The organism is Curtobacterium sp. SGAir0471 (genome assembly GCF_005490985.1).
Taxonomy (GTDB): Bacteria; Actinomycetota; Actinomycetes; order Actinomycetales; family Microbacteriaceae; genus Curtobacterium.
Window position 1 is genome coordinate 1,888,714 of sequence record NZ_CP027869.1, and the last position, 14,936, is coordinate 1,903,649.

Consider the following 14,936-nt stretch of genomic DNA (forward strand, 5'->3'; position numbering starts at 1 on the left):
TGTGCTTCAGTCCTGCTTCAGATTCGAGCTCGACCGTCGTCCTGGTCGCCGGACCACCCCGGTCCGGTGACACCGACACGGAAGGCACACCATGCAGGACGAACGACACGACCAGCCCGTCACCACTTCCGACCGCCGTCGACGCACGCTGCGACGCGTGGGGATCGGATCCGCGGCCGCTGCGGCGCTGCTCCTCGGCGGACTCGGCGTGACCGCGGCCGTCGCCGACGGCTCGGGCGCACCGAGCGCACCGACGGGAGCGCCCAGCGGCGCTCCGAGCGGTGCACCCAGTGGCGCTCCGGGCGGTGCGCCCAGCGGCGCTCCCGCGCCCGGCGCGAAGGGCGGCCCCGCCGCACCGGGTTCCGAGGGCACCGGGAAGGGCGCTGCTCCGGCTCCGGGCTGCGTGGCGGCACCGCCGGCAGCCGGCGACGCACCGAAGCCGAAGGACGGCGACGCCCCGAAGCCGCCGACGGGGTCCGACGCGCCGAAGTCGCCGACGGACGAGAAGGCTCCGAAGCCGAAGGACGGCGACGCCCCCACCCCGCCGACGGGGTCGGACGCCCCGAAGCCGCCGCAGCCGGACCAGGACCGCGGCACGGACGGGTCCGCCACCCCCGCACCGACCTCGGGGTCCTGAGCCGGACGGAGGGGCGCGGGAGGCGCACGTCGCCGGCCGATCGGACGACGCACGTCGCGCCTCCCGGCCCGACCGCGCCTCCCGGCCCGACCGGGGTGACCGCGGTGACCGCGGTGACCGGGGTGTCCGGGGTGTCCGGGGCCGACCGCGGACGCCGACCACCGCCCACGGGTACCGTCGGGGTCCTCGCGGACCGAGCGGAAGGGGCACCCGTGGACTCTCGCGCCGTGCGCTCGTTCCGCGCGTTCGTCGTCGTCACGGCCGTCGTCGCGATCGTGCTCGGCATCGTCGCCGTGGTCTGGCCCGAGCCGTCCCTCGTCCTCGTCGCACTCGTGTTCGGGGTCTACCTGGTCGCGGCGGGGACGATGCGCGTCGTCGCAGCCGTGCGCGGACACGGCACGACCGCCGTCTGGCGCTGGACGTCGGGCATCGTCGGCGGCCTGGTCGGGGTCGCCGGCCTGGTGACCCTCGTCGACCCCGCGATCCCGCTGCTGGTCTACGCCGTGCTCGCCGGGGTGGCGTTCCTGCTCGAGGGCGTCGCCGCGCTGGTCGGCGCGTTCGTGGGGCACCCTGGATCCTCGCGGCTGCCGACCGCGGTGAGCGGACTGCTCTCGCTCATCGGCGGTGTGGTCGTGCTCGTCGCCCCCGGACTGGCGCTGACGGTGTTCACGGTGTTCTCGGGCATCGCCCTGGTCGTCGTCGGCGCCGCGGCGCTCCTGCTGCTGCCGCCGCGCGCGGCTGCTCGCCGCTGAGCCGCACCGACCGCAGCCTCGCACCGTCGAGGGCCACGACCGTCACAGCCCTCGGCGGCGCTACGCGCTCCCGGTCCCGAACAGCAGCCCCAGCCCGTAGGTGACGACGGCCGCACCGAACCCGATCGCGAGCTGCCGAAGCGCGCGCTTGAGCGGCGAGGCCCCGCTCAGCACACCCACGACCGCGCCGGTGCCGAGGAGCGCGATGCCGACCAGCACCGCCGCGAGGACGATCGCCGGCCACCCCTCGAGCCCGAACAGGTACGGCAGCACCGGGATGATCGCGCCCGAGGCGAAGAAGCAGAAGCTCGACACCGCCGCGCTCGTGCCGCTCCCGACGGCCTCGTGCTCGTCAGTCGCGGCGGCCGCCGTCACGGTCCGACCGCCCAGGACCTCGGCCGCGTGCGCCTGCGCTGCGGCCTCGTCCATGCCCCGTGCACGGTAGACGAGGGCGAGCTCGTTCGCGTCGACGTCCAGGTCGGCGACCGCCCGCCCGGCCTCGGGGTGCGGTGCCGAGGCGTCGAGCAGCTCGCGCTGCGACCGCACCGAGACGTACTCCCCCGCTCCCATGGACAGCGCGCCGGCGAGCAACCCGGCGATGCCGCTGAGCAGCACGAAGTGCCGGTCGGCCCCCGAGGCGCTGATGCCGATGATCAGCGCGAGGTTCGAGACGAGCCCGTCGTTGGCGCCGAAGACCGCCGCGCGGAACGTGCCCGACAGCCGCATCCGGCCGCGGTTCGCGAGACCGCGGACGACCTCGCCGTGGATCCGTTCGTCCGCCGCCATCCGCGCGGTCGCGTCGTCGTCGTCGGCGTACGGTGACCGGTCCTCGGCGCGCTGCATGAGCGCGAGGACGAACACCGAGCCGAAGCGCTTCGCGAGCGCGGCGAGCACCCGGGTGCGCAGGCTGCCGCGGAGCGGCCGTCCGACGTCGTCACCGAGCAGGTCGAGCCAGTGCTGTTCGTGCCGTCCCTCGGCGTCGGCCAGCGCCGCGAGGATCTCGCGTTCCTCGCCGGAGCGGCGCGTCGACAGGTTCCGGTAGACCGCGGCCTCCGCGCGCTCGTCCGCCAGGTAGCGGCGCCAGCGGCGCACGTCCGCTGCGGTCGGTGCGGTGGGGCGGTCGTCCTGGAGGCTCACAGCACCGATCCTGCCCGCTCGCCCGGGCGGCTGGTCACGCCGCACCGCCGGTGGCCGATTCCGGCACGTCCCGGCCGCCGCCGGACGCCGCCGTCCCGGTGAGACACCGCCGTCTCAGTGCGACGCCGCCGTCCCGGTGAGACGCCGCCGTCCCGGTGAGACACCGCCGTCCCGGTGAGACACCGCCGCCCCGGTGAGGCGCCGCCAATCCGACGAGACGGCGCCGGATCCGGCGGCGTCTCACTCACTCCGGTGCGTCTCGGGGCCACGCCGGCGTGTCGAGACCGCCGCCGGCCGGGCGGGGCGTGCGGGGCAGGAACGCGACAGGGCGCGCACCGGAGGCGGTGTGCGGAACCCGCACCGTGCCTCCCGTCCGCGCCCTGCGGCGTGGTGATCCGGGGTCAGTCCCGCACGTAGGCGGGAGCCGCCTCGGCGTGCGCGTCGCCGACGCGGTGCACGCGCAGGTCGTTCGTCGAGCCCTCGAGTCCGGGAGGCGAACCCGCCGTCACGATGACCCGGTCGCCGGGGGCGGCGAGACCGTTCGCGAGCAGCACGTCGTCGACCTGCGAGAACAGCTCGTCGGTGTGGGTCTTGCGCTCCACGAGGAACGAGCGGACACCCCAGGTGAGCGCCATGCGGCGACGCGTGGCCTCGTTCGGGGTGAAGGCGATGATCGGCAGGCCGTGGCGGAGGCGCGACATGCGACGCGCCGAGTCACCGGACTCGGTGAACACGCAGAGGTAGGACGCCTCGGTGAACTCCGCGATCTCGACCGCGGCGAGCGTGATCGCACCACCGAGCGTGCGCGGCTTCGTGCCGAGCGGGGCGATGCGCTCGAGGCCGTGGTCCTCGGTCGACTCGACGATGCGGGCCATCGTGCGCACGGTCTGCACCGGGTACTCGCCGACGCTGGTCTCGCCGGAGAGCATGACCGCGTCCGCGCCGTCGAGCACGGCGTTCGCGACGTCGGAGGTCTCCGCACGGGTCGGGATCGGCGACGAGATCATCGACTCGAGCATCTGCGTCGCGACGATGACCGGCTTTGCCATGCGGCGGGAGAGCTCGACGGCGCGCTTCTGCACGATCGGGACGGCCTCGAGCGGGAGCTCGACGCCGAGGTCACCACGGGCGACCATGATGCTGTCAAAGGCGTCGATGATCTCCTCGAGCGCGTCGACGGCCTGCGGCTTCTCGACCTTGGCGATGATCGGGAGGCGCTTGCCCTCCTCGTCCATGATCTCGTGCGCGCGGTCGACGTCGGCGGCGTTGCGCACGAACGACAGCGCGATGAGGTCGGCGCCCTGGCGGATCGCCCAGCGGAGGTCGGCCTCGTCCTTCTCGCTCAGCGCGGGGACGTTGACGGCGACGCCGGGCAGGTTGATGCCCTTGTTGTTCGAGACCGTGCCGGCGACGACGACCTCGGTGCGCACGCGCACGCCGTCGGTGTCGAGCACGCGCAGGCGGACTCGGCCGTCGTCGATGAGCAGCGGGTCGCCGGGCTTGACGTCCTGCGGCAGGCCCTTGAACGTCGTGCCGCAGATCTCCTTCGAGCCGGGGACGTCCTCGGTGGTGATCGTGAAGACGTCGCCGACGGCGAGCTCGTGCGGGCCGTCGGCGAACTTCGCGAGTCGGATCTTCGGGCCCTGCAGGTCGACGAGGATCGCGACCGGCTTGCCGAGGTCCGCGGCGGCGCGACGGACGTTCTCGTAGTTCGCCTCGTGGACGCTGTAGTCACCGTGGCTGAGGTTGAGGCGGGCGACGTCGACGCCCGCTTCGATGATCTCCTTGACGGTCTCGTAGTCCGACGTAGCCGGACCGAGCGTCGAAACGATCTTTGCGCGTCTCAATGGGTTCCTTCGTGTGGTGGGTGGTGCCGGTTTCCGCGCTGTGGGGCCGCGCGGAACGAGAGCAGGCCACCAGCACCCTATCGAGTGCCGGTGGCCTGCTGCTCATCGGTGGACCGGTGTTCCGTGTGCGTTCACGGCGTCAGACCGTGAGTGCGCGGTCGGTCGCCTTGACGGGTGCCGGCAGGATCGTCGAGCCCTCGAGGTACGCGTCGACCTTGGATGCGGCGGCGCGCCCCTCGGCGATGGCCCAGACGATGAGCGACTGACCGCGGCCGGCGTCGCCCGCCACGAACACGCCGGGCTCGTTCGTCGAGTAGTCCGCCTGGCGTGCGACTGCGCCGGACACCGTGGTCGGGAGTCCGAGCTGCGGCTCGATCGTGTCGGTCTCCGGGCCGGTGAAGCCCATCGCGATGAGCACCAGGTCCGCCGGGATCTCCCGCTCGGTACCGGCCTTCGGGACGCGACGGCCGTCGAGGTACTCGGTCTCGGCGACCCGCAGCGCACGGACCTCGCCCGCGGCGTTGCCGAGGAACTCGACCGTCGACGCCAGGAAGTGCCGCTCGCCGCCCTCCTCGTGGGCGCTCGTGACCTCGAACACCGTCGGGAACATCGGCCACGGCTGCTCGGACGGACGCTCGAGCGGCGGCTGCTTGCCGATCGCCAGGTTCGTCACGCTGAGGGCGCCCTGGCGGTGGGCCGTGCCGATGCAGTCCGCACCGGTGTCGCCGCCGCCGATGACGACGACGTGCTTGCCCTCGGCCGTGACCTGGTTGTCGACGGTCGTGCCGGCGTTCGCCTTGTTCTGCTGGACGAGGTACTCCATGGCGTAGTGCACGCCCGCGAGGTCGCGTCCCGGGATCGGGAGGTCGCGCGGCACCGTGGCGCCGGTGGCGACGACGACCGCGTCGTAGCGGGACTTCAGGTCGTCCCACGTGATGTCGACACCGATCTCGACGCCGGCGCGGAAGCGGGTGCCCTCAGCCTGCATCTGGGCGAGCCGCGCGTCGATCTGGCGCTTCTCCATCTTGAAGTCCGGGATGCCGTAGCGCAGCAGACCGCCGATGCGGTCGTCGCGCTCGTAGACGGCGACGGTGTGCCCCGCCCGCGTGAGCTGCTGGGCGGCGGCGAGGCCGGCGGGACCGGAGCCCACGACCGCGACGGTCTTGCCCGTCAGGCGCTCCGGCGGGTGCGGGGTCACCCAGCCGTTCTTGTAGGCCTCGTCGATGATCGAGACCTCGACCTGCTTGATGGTCACCGGCGGCTGGTTGATGCCGAGCACGCAGGACGCCTCGCACGGGGCCGGGCACAGCTTGCCGGTGAACTCCGGGAAGTTGTTCGTGGCGTGCAGCCGCTCGATCGCCTGGCGGCCCTCACCACGCCACGTCAGGTCGTTCCACTCCGGGATGAGGTTGCCCAGCGGGCAGCCCTGGTGGCAGAAGGGCACGCCGCAGTCCATGCAGCGACCGGCCTGCCGCTTCAGGGCGCCGGACTCCTGCTGCTCGTAGACCTCCTTCCAGTCCATGAGTCGCACGGGGACGGGTCGACGGGGCGGGAGCTCGCGCTCCTGCACCTTGAGGAAGCCCTTCGGGTCAGCCACGGTTCGCCTCCTGCTCGTGCTGGGTGGTGCTGGGGATGGACGTTGGGGTCGCGGTGCGGTCAGCCACCGGTCACCTCCAGGATGCGGTTCCAGACGACCGTGCCGTCCGGGTCGAGGCCCTCGTCGACCGCCTGCTGACGGGTCGCGAGCACCGCGGCGTAGTCGCGCGGCAGCACCTTGACGAAGTCGCCCAGGTCACCGGACTCGAGCAGGTCGCCGGCGACGGTCGACCCGGTCTCCGCGAGGTGCTGCCGGAGCAGGTCGGTGACGATCTCGACGTCGGCGCTGTCGAGCTCCTCGAGCCGCAGCTCACCGGTCGCGAGCGCGTCGGCGTTCACGTGCTCCCGACGGAGCCCGCGCACGTACGCGGTGCCGCCGGACATGCCTGCGCCGAGGTTCCGACCGGTCTCGCCCAGGATCAGCGCGAGCCCGCCGGTCATGTACTCGAGTGCGTGGTCGCCCACACCCTCGACGACCGCCGTGGCGCCAGAGTTCCGGACGAGGAAGCGCTCACCCACGATGCCGCGGATGAACATGCTCCCCTGCGTCGCACCGTAGCCGATGACGTTGCCGGCGATGACGTTCTCCGACGGGTCGAAGCCGGACTCGGTGTCCGGGCGGACGACGATCGCGCCGCCGGACAGGCCCTTGCCGACGTAGTCGTTGCTGTCGCCGACCAGGCGGAGCGTGATGCCTGCGGGAAGGAACGCACCGAGCGACTGTCCGGCCGACCCGCGCAGCGTGACGTCGATCGACCCGGCGGGCAGGCCGTGCTCGCCGTGCCGCAGCGTGACCTCGTGGCCGAGCATGGTGCCGACGGCCCGCTCGGTGTTGCGGATCGGCAGGTCGAGCGCGACGGAGCCGCCGTGCTCGAGGACGTCCGCCGTCTGCGCGATGAGCTGCACGTCGAAGTGCTCGTCGAGCTCGTGGTCCTGCTCGCGGACGTGCCGGCGGGGCTCGTCGCGGGCGAACTCCGGTCCGTGCAGCACGGGCGCGAGGTCGAGCCCGGAGGCCTTCCAGTGCTCGATCGCACGGTCGGTGTCGAGTGCGTCGACCTGCCCGATCGCCTCGTCGAGGGAGCGGAACCCGAGCTCGGCGAGGAGCTCTCGCACCTCTTGCGCGATGAACTCGAAGAAGTTCACGACGAACTCGGGCTTGCCCGTGAAGCGCTTGCGGAGTTCGGGGTTCTGCGTCGCGACCCCCACCGGGCACGTGTCCAGGTGGCAGACGCGCATCAGGATGCAGCCCTCGACGACGAGCGGAGCCGTCGCGAAGCCGTACTCCTCGGCGCCGAGCAGCGCCGCCACGACCACGTCGCGGCCGGTCTTCATCTGCCCGTCGACCTGCACGACCACGCGGTCGCGCATGCCGTTCAGCATGAGGGTCTGCTGGGTCTCGGCCAGGCCGATCTCCCACGGGGTGCCCGCGTGCTTGAGCGAGTTGAGCGGGGACGCCCCCGTCCCGCCGTCGTGGCCGGAGACGAGCACGACGTCGGCCAGGGCCTTCGTCACGCCGGCGGCGACCGCGCCGATGCCGGACTGGCTCACCAGCTTCACGTGGACGCGAGCGGACGGGTTCGCCCGCTTGACGTCGAAGATGAGCTGCTTGAGGTCCTCGATCGAGTAGATGTCGTGGTGCGGCGGCGGCGAGATGAGCCCGACGCCGGCGGTCGCGTGTCGGGTCCGCGCGACCCAGGGGTAGACCTTCGTCGGGGGCAGTTGGCCGCCCTCGCCGGGCTTCGCGCCCTGCGCCATCTTCAGCTGGATGTCGGTGGCGTGCGTCAGGTACATGCTCGTGACGCCGAAGCGCCCGGAGGCGACCTGCTTGATCGCGCTGCGACGCTCGGGGTCGAGCAGCCGTTCGACGTCCTCGCCGCCCTCACCCGTGTTCGAGCGCGCGCCGAGGCGGTTCATCGCGATCGCGAGCGTCTCGTGGGCCTCCTGCGAGATCGACCCGTAGGACATCGCGCCCGTGTTGAACCGCTTCACGATCGACTCGATCGGCTCGACCTCGTCGAGCGCGATCGGCTTCCGGACGCCGTGACGGAACCGGAACAGCCCGCGGAGCGTCATGAGCTCCTCGGACTGGTCGTCGACCGCCTGCGAGTACTCGCGGAAGATGTCGTACCGACGCGCACGCGTGGCGTGCTGCAGCCGGAAGACCGTGTCCGGGTTGAACAGGTGCGGCGGACCCTCGCGGCGCCACTGGTACTCGCCGCCGGTCTGCAGCCGCTCGTGCGACAGCACCGCACCATCCTGCGGGTACGCCTGGGCATGCCGCTCGGCGTTCTCCTTCGCGATCACCTCGATGCCGACACCACCGAGGATCGACGAGGTCCCGGTGAAGTACCGGTCGACGAACTCCTGGCTGAGGCCGACCGCCTCGAACGCCTGGGCACCGGCGTAGCTGGACACCGTGGAGATGCCCATCTTCGACATGATCTTCAGGACGCCCTTGCCGAGCGCCTTGATGACGTTCTTCACGGCCTGCTCCGGCGTGATGCCGGTGATCATGCCCGAACGCACGAGGTTCTCGCACGTCTCCATCGCCAGGTACGGGTTGATCGCCGAGGCGCCGTACCCGATCAGGGTGGCGACGTGGTGGACCTCGCGCACGTCGCCGGCCTCGACGATGAGCCCGACCTTCATGCGCTGCTCGGTGCGGATGAGGTGGTGGTGCACGGCCGCGAGCAGCAGGAGGCTCGGGACGGGCGCCTGCTCGGCGTTGCCGTCACGGTCGGACAGCACGATGAACTGCTTGCCCGACTCGATCGCCTGGTCGACCTCGTCGCAGACCGCCGCGATGCGCTTCTGCATCGCCTTCTTGCCCGCGTCGACGCGGTACAGGCCCTTGATCGTCACCGTGAGGTGGCGACCGGACTCCGTCTCGAAGTGCTGGATCTTCGCCAGCTCGTCGTTGTCGATGACCGGGAAGTCGAGCACGATCTGCTTCGCGTGCTCGGGCCCGGCGCTCAGCAGGTTGCGCTCCGGCCCGAGGCCCATCCCCATCGAGGTGATGACCTGTTCACGGATCGAGTCGAGCGGCGGGTTCGTCACCTGCGCGAACTGCTGCGTGAAGTAGTCGAACAGCAGACGGGGACGCTCGGAGAGCACGGCGATCGGCGTGTCCGAACCCATGGCACCGAGCGGCTCCGCGCCGGTCTGCGCCATCGGGCGGAGCAGGATGCGCACTTCTTCCTCGGTGTAGCCGAAGGCACGCTGGCGCCGGGTGACGGACGCCGGGGTGTGCACGATGTGCTCGCGCTCCGGGAGGTCGCTCAGGTTGATGCGGCCCTCGTCGAGCCACTGCGCCCAGGGCCCCGAGGTCGCCAGCTCGCGCTTGACCTCGTCGTCCTCGATGATCCGCCCGGCCTCGGTGTCCACGACGAACATCCGGCCGGGACGCAGGCGGCCCTTACGCACGACCTTGGCCGGCGGGACGTCGATGACACCCGTCTCCGACCCCATCACGATGAGCCCGTCGTCGGTCACCAGGAAGCGCCCGGGGCGCAGGCCGTTGCGGTCGAGCGTCGCACCGACGACCGCTCCGTCGGTGAACGTGATCGCCGCCGGTCCGTCCCACGGCTCCATGAGCATCGAGTGGTACTCGTAGAACGCCCGGAGGTCCGGGTCCATCCCGACCTGGTTCTCCCAGGCCTCTGGCACCATCATCGACACCGCGTGCGGCAGCGAGCGGCCGGTCAGGGTGAGCAGCTCGAGGGTCTCGTCGAACGACGCCGAGTCGCTCGCGCCCGGGCTGACGATCGGCAGCAGCGGGGCGAGGTCGCCGAGGAGCTCGCTCTCGAGCTGCGACTGGCGCGCCCGCATCCAGTTGCGGTTGCCGCGGACGGTGTTGATCTCACCGTTGTGCGCGAGCGTGCGGAACGGCTGCGCCAACGGCCACGACGGGAACGTGTTCGTCGAGTACCGGGAGTGCACGATCGCGAGCTTCGACGCGAAGCGCTCGTCGCTGAGGTCCGGGTAGAACGGCTCGAGCTGGAGCGTCGTGACCATGCCCTTGTAGACCATCGTCCGGCTCGACAGCGACATGAAGTAGACCTCGACGCCGTGCTCCGCGCGCTTGCGCAGCCGGAACGCCTGCCGGTCGAGGGCGATCCCGCTCCACGCGGCACCGTGCACGTCGTGCCGGGTCGAGGCCACGAAGAGCTGCTCGAACGCCGGCATCGCCGCACGCGCGAGCGTGCCCAGCACGTCGGGTCGCACGGGCACCTCGCGCCAGCCGAGCACCTTGAGGCCCTCTTCGCGGGCGATGCGCTCGACGGCGCCCTTCACCGCGTGGCGCTCGTCCTCGTCGACGGGCAGGTACGCCGTGCCGACGGCGTACTCCCCCGCCGCGGGCAGGTCGAAGTCGACCTCGTCGCGGAGGAACGCGTCCGGCACCTGGCACAGGATGCCCGCACCGTCACCGGTGCCGGCGTCGGACCCGACGGCACCACGGTGCTCGAGGTTCCGGAGCGCGCCGAGCGCGGCGTCGACGATGTCGTGCCCGGCGGTGCCGCGGAGCGTCGCGACCATCGCCAGGCCGCAGGCGTCCTTCTCGTTCGCCGGGTCGTACGCACCCGTGGCCTCGGGCACGGCCGAGAAGCGTCGGTGCGCCTGCTGCAGGGAGCGCGTCGAACGGGGGGCAGGGTCTGGCTGGAGCGCCATGGGGAACCGTCCTCACGAGGAAGTGGAACAGGGACGTCGGTGGCCCGGTGGTGCGTTCCGCCCGAGCGGGCGGGACTGGTGCCCGTGCGCGTCGCCGTGGAGGGTGCGCAGACGACGCGCGAGGTGGCGGGGCCACTCGTGGTGACCCGACCGTGCGGAGGGTGCTCCGTGACCGGCGGGTGCCGTCCGCGGAGCGGTGCTGCCGGTCGCGGAGTTACCGCGCGCGGCCTGCTGCAGGGACCGGATCGGCGTCGACGTCGGTCGCCGGAGCGTCGTCGTCGTGTTCCGACCAGGTGTCGTCCGAGTCTACATCGGAGGTCCGACGCGGCTCGCGACCCGGCAGGTACGGGCTCGGCTCCGCACCGGTGTGCCGACGCGTCTGCACGAGGAAGATCACGATGCCGAGCAGGATCGCGGCGAAGGACATCCACACGTTGGTGCGGATCCCGAAGAAGGTCTCGCTCGTGTCGACGCGGATGGACTCGAGCACCGAACGGCCGGTGCCGTACCAGATCAGGTAGAGCGCCATGACCTTGCCCCACTGCAGCCGGAAGCGCTTGTCGAGCAGCAGGATCACGACGACGCCGACGACGTTCCAGATGATCTCGTAGAGGAAGGTCGGGTGGAAGAGCGTGCCCTCGGGCAGGCCCTTCGGGAACGCGGCGTTCGTCGACTCGATCTCGAGACCCCACGGCAGGCTCGTCGGCATGCCGAAGAGCTCGTGGTTGAAGTAGTTGCCGAGGCGGCCGAAGGCCTGGGCGAGCAGCACGCCCGGCGCGATGGCGTCGATCAGGGTCGAGAAGCGCAGGCCGACCTGGCGGCACCCGATGTACGCGCCGAGCGATCCGAGGATGAGCGCGCCGAAGATCGCCAGGCCGCCCTCCCACACGTAGAGGAACGACAGCGGGTCACGCCCGGGACCGAAGTAGTCGCTGACGTGCGTGAACACATGGAAGAGCCGGCCGCCGATGATGCCCGCCGGCACCGCCCAGATCGCGATGTCGATGATGATCCAGCGCTCGACCCCGCGTGCGTTGAGCCGACGGTTCGCCAGCACGACGGCAGCGACGATGCCCAGCAGGATGCAGATGGCGTACGCGTGGATCCGGAAGTCGAGCGGCAGCGACAACCCGAAGACGTCGCGGACCCAGGCGGTCAGGTCGAAGTACTGCCACGCGGTGCTCGGGCTCGGGATGCTCAGGAGGGGCATGGAGGTGCTGTCGCCTTTCGGTGCTGGACGGCCGCGGTGCCGCTGGAGGGTCGGCCCCGCTCACTGTAGCGCGGGAACCGCGCCCGTCAGGAACCAGGGGGCCGGTCCTGTGGGAACCGTGATCAGGACGGACGGGAGGCGCGGTACCGGTGAGCCGGTCGGCCCACCGCACCGCGCCTCCCGTCCGCGGGGGTGGCTGCGTCAGCCGCGCACGGCGCCGCTGGTCAGGTCGGCCGCGCGGTCCGCGACCCCCTGGACGCCGAGGTCGGCGAGGGCACGCACGAAGGCGGAGCCGATGATCGCGCCGTCCGCGTACTCGAGGACCTCGCGCACCTGGTCGGCGGTGGAGATGCCGAGGCCGACGCACGTGCGCTCCACGCCGGCGTCACGGAGTCGTGAGACGACGGTGCGGGCGGCGGTGTCGACACCGACCCGTGCACCGGTGACGCCCATCGTCGACACCGCGTAGACGAAGCCGCGACTCGAGTGGACCGCCTGCTCCATGCGGGCGTCCGTCGAGGACGGCGCCGCGAGGAACACGCGGTCGAGCCCGGTGCGCTCGGACGCGTCGATCCAGGCGCGACCCTCGTCCGGGATGAGGTCCGGCGTGATCAGCCCGGACGCGCCGGCCGAGACCAGGTCGTCGGCGAAGCGGTCCACACCGTAGCGGAGCACCGGGTTCCAGTAGGTCATCACGAGCACGGGGACGTCGACCCGGTTCGTGATCTGGTCGACCGCGTCGAAGACCTGCGCGACGCGGAAGCCGTTCGCCAGGCTCTCCTCGGCGGCGCGCTGGATGACCGGGCCGTCCATCACGGGGTCGGAGTACGGCAGGCCGAGCTCGATGACGTCGACGCCGTTCTCGGCGAGGGCGACCGCGGCGTCCACGCTCGTCTGCAGGTCGGGGAAGCCGGCGGGCAGGTAGCCGACGACGGCTCCGGCGCGCTCGGCGTTGGCGGTGTCGATCGTCGTCGCGACCGACCGGTTCGTCTCGGTGTTCGTCACAGCTGCACCGCGTTCTCGTCGAGGATGCCGAAGTAACGACTGGCGGACGCGACGTCCTTGTCACCACGTCCGGACAGGGACACCAGCACGACGCCGTCGGGACCGAGCTCCTTGCCGAGCGTGATCGCACCGGCGAGGGCGTGCGCCGACTCGATCGCCGGCAGGATGCCCTCGGTGCGGGCGAGCAGGCGGAAGGCCTCCATCGCTTCGGTGTCGGTGACCGGGCTGTACTGCGCACGGCCGATCGACGCCAGGTAGGCGTGCTCGGGGCCGACGCTCGGGTAGTCGAGCCCGGCGGAGATGCTGTGGCTCTCGATGGTCTGGCCGTCCTCGTCCTGCATGAGGTACGACATCGTGCCCTGGAGCACACCGGTGCGGCCGAGCGAGATGCTCGCCGCGTGCCGACCGGTCTCGATGCCGTCGCCGCCGGCCTCGAAGCCGTGCAGCCGGACGGACTCGTCGTCGAGGAACGCCTCGAAGATGCCCATCGCGTTCGACCCACCGCCGACGCACGCGGCGACGGCGTCCGGCAGGCGACCGACGCGATCCAGGACCTGCTGACGGGCCTCTTCCCCGATCACCTTGTGGAACTCGCGGACCATCTCCGGGAACGGGTGCGGTCCCGCGACCGTACCGAGCAGGTAGTGCGTCGAGTCGACGTTCGCCACCCAGTCGCGCAGGGCGTCGTTGATGGCGTCCTTCAGGGTGCGCGAACCGGTCTCGACCGGGATCACCTCGGCACCGAGGAGCCGCATGCGGGCGACGTTCAGCGCCTGGCGCTCGGTGTCGACCGCCCCCATGTAGACGACGCAGTCCATGCCGAACAGGGCCGCGGCCGTCGCGGTCGCGACGCCGTGCTGCCCGGCACCGGTCTCGGCGATCAGCCGGGTCTTGCCGAGCCGCTTGGCGACGAGGGCCTGACCGAGCACGTTGTTGATCTTGTGCGAACCGGTGTGGTTGAGGTCCTCGCGCTTGAGGATGATCCGGGCGCCACCGGCGTGCTGCGCGAACCGCGGCGCCTCGGTGATGATCGACGGGCGACCGGTGTACTCGCGCTGCAGCGTGTCGAGCTCCGCGCGGAACGCCGGGTCCGCCCAGGCCTCGCGGAAGGCGGTCTCGAGCTCGTCGAGCGCGAGCACGAGCGACTCGGGGACGAAGCGTCCGCCGAAGTCGCCGAAGTACGGGCCCTGCAGGTCACGGAGTGAGGTCACGTTGGGTCTCCCGGGGTGTTCGGTCACCCCGACGTGCGGAGTGACCGGTGGGACGGTGTCGGTCAGGCGCGCGGGCGGCCGGAGCCGTCCGCTGCGGCGATGAACGACGCGAGGGTGGTGGCGGGGTCCGCGCCCGTGACGAGCGCCTCCCCCACCAGGACGACGTCGGCCCCCGCAGCGCGGTAGTGGGCGACATCGGCAGGACCGGCGACGGCCGACTCGGCGACGCGCACGACCCCGTCGGGGATGCGGTCGGCGAGCGAGCCGAACAGGTCGCGGTCCAGCGAGAAGTCGGTGAGGTCGCGCGCGTTCACGCCGAGGATCCGCGCACCTGCGTCGAGGCCGCGGGCGACCTCGTCCCCGGAGTGCGCCTCGACCAGGACGCGCATGCCGAGCTGCTCGGCGAGCTCGTGCAGTTCGACGAGCTGCCGCTGCTCCAGCGCCGCCACGATGAGCAGCACCAGGTCGGCGCCGGCCGCGCGGGCCTCGAGCACCTGGTACGGCTCCGCGATGAAGTCCTTGCGCAGCACCGGCAGCGACACGCGCGCCTTCACCGCTTCGAGGTCGGCGAGGCTGCCGAGGAACTTCCGTCCCTCGGTGAGGACGCTGATCGTCGACGCGCCGCCGCGCTCGTAGTCGGCGGCGAGGGCGGCCGGGTCCTCGATGGGCGCCATGGAGCCGCGCGAGGGGCTCGCGCGCTTGACCTCGGCGAGGATCTTGACCCGATCGCCGGGCGCCAGGAACGCGAGGGCGTCGAGGGGCGACGCCACCCGGTCGAGGTCACGTTCGACTTCGGCGGTCGGACGGTCGGCACGACGGGCGGCTGCGTCCTCGAGCGCGCCCGCGACGAGGGTCTCGAGCACGTTCGGCACG

The 14,936-nt window shown here is 71.8% G+C and carries 10 protein-coding genes; 2 read left to right on the forward strand and 8 right to left on the reverse strand.

Going from position 1 to position 14,936, the window contains the following annotated elements:
* Positions 1–157 precede the first annotated feature (157 nt).
* Together C1N91_RS16710 and C1N91_RS16715 are read left to right on the forward strand one after the other, a co-directional pair.
* Positions 158–637, forward strand: coding sequence for a hypothetical protein (locus C1N91_RS16710; RefSeq protein WP_175415969.1), 480 nt, complete (start codon positions 158–160; stop codon positions 635–637).
* A 212-nt stretch (positions 638–849) separates the two neighbouring features.
* On the forward strand, positions 850–1,389 hold the full coding sequence (locus C1N91_RS16715; protein ID WP_175415970.1) for an HdeD family acid-resistance protein: 540 nt from the start codon (positions 850–852) through the stop codon (positions 1,387–1,389).
* A gap of 60 nt (positions 1,390–1,449) precedes the next feature.
* Here C1N91_RS16715 and C1N91_RS08765 read toward each other — a convergent pair whose 3' ends face one another.
* From C1N91_RS08765 to trpC, 8 genes are all read right to left on the reverse strand, one after another.
* Positions 1,450–2,526: a VIT1/CCC1 transporter family protein gene (locus C1N91_RS08765; RefSeq protein WP_137767413.1), complete on the reverse strand. Its 1,077-nt coding sequence runs from the start codon at positions 2,524–2,526 to the stop codon at positions 1,450–1,452.
* Positions 2,527–2,927: 401 nt separating this feature from the next.
* Entirely contained in the window at positions 2,928–4,373 is a 1,446-nt protein-coding gene (pyk, locus tag C1N91_RS08770; protein WP_058729696.1) for a pyruvate kinase, read from the reverse strand.
* 139 nt (positions 4,374–4,512) lie between these two features.
* Positions 4,513–5,970 (reverse strand): glutamate synthase subunit beta, encoded by a 1,458-nt coding sequence (locus C1N91_RS08775; RefSeq protein WP_137767414.1) that lies wholly within the window; start codon positions 5,968–5,970, stop codon positions 4,513–4,515.
* 59 nt (positions 5,971–6,029) lie between these two features.
* Positions 6,030–10,637, reverse strand: coding sequence for a glutamate synthase large subunit (gene gltB / locus C1N91_RS08780; RefSeq protein WP_302640935.1), 4,608 nt, complete (start codon positions 10,635–10,637; stop codon positions 6,030–6,032).
* A 214-nt stretch (positions 10,638–10,851) separates the two neighbouring features.
* A complete protein-coding gene (gene lgt, locus C1N91_RS08785) occupies positions 10,852–11,847 on the reverse strand; it encodes a prolipoprotein diacylglyceryl transferase (RefSeq protein ID WP_137767415.1) in 996 nt (331 codons plus the stop codon).
* 201 nt (positions 11,848–12,048) lie between these two features.
* Positions 12,049–12,852: a tryptophan synthase subunit alpha gene (trpA, locus tag C1N91_RS08790; RefSeq protein ID WP_137767416.1), complete on the reverse strand. Its 804-nt coding sequence runs from the start codon at positions 12,850–12,852 to the stop codon at positions 12,049–12,051.
* A complete protein-coding gene (gene trpB, locus C1N91_RS08795; RefSeq protein WP_137767417.1) occupies positions 12,849–14,063 on the reverse strand; it encodes a tryptophan synthase subunit beta in 1,215 nt (404 codons plus the stop codon). The genes trpA and trpB overlap by 4 nt, the downstream gene beginning before the upstream one ends.
* 62 nt (positions 14,064–14,125) lie before the next feature.
* On the reverse strand, positions 14,126–14,926 hold the full coding sequence (gene trpC, locus C1N91_RS08800; RefSeq protein WP_137768748.1) for an indole-3-glycerol phosphate synthase TrpC: 801 nt from the start codon (positions 14,924–14,926) through the stop codon (positions 14,126–14,128).
* Between the last annotated feature and the right edge of the window lie 10 nt (positions 14,927–14,936).

Excerpts from the sequence above, each read along its gene's own strand:
- gltB (WP_302640935.1), bottom strand. The coding sequence starts at position 10,637 with ATGGCGCTCCAGCCAGACCCTGCCCCCCGTTCGACGCGCTCCCTGCAG.
- lgt (WP_137767415.1), bottom strand. The coding sequence starts at position 11,847 with ATGCCCCTCCTGAGCATCCCGAGCCCGAGCACCGCGTGGCAGTACTTC.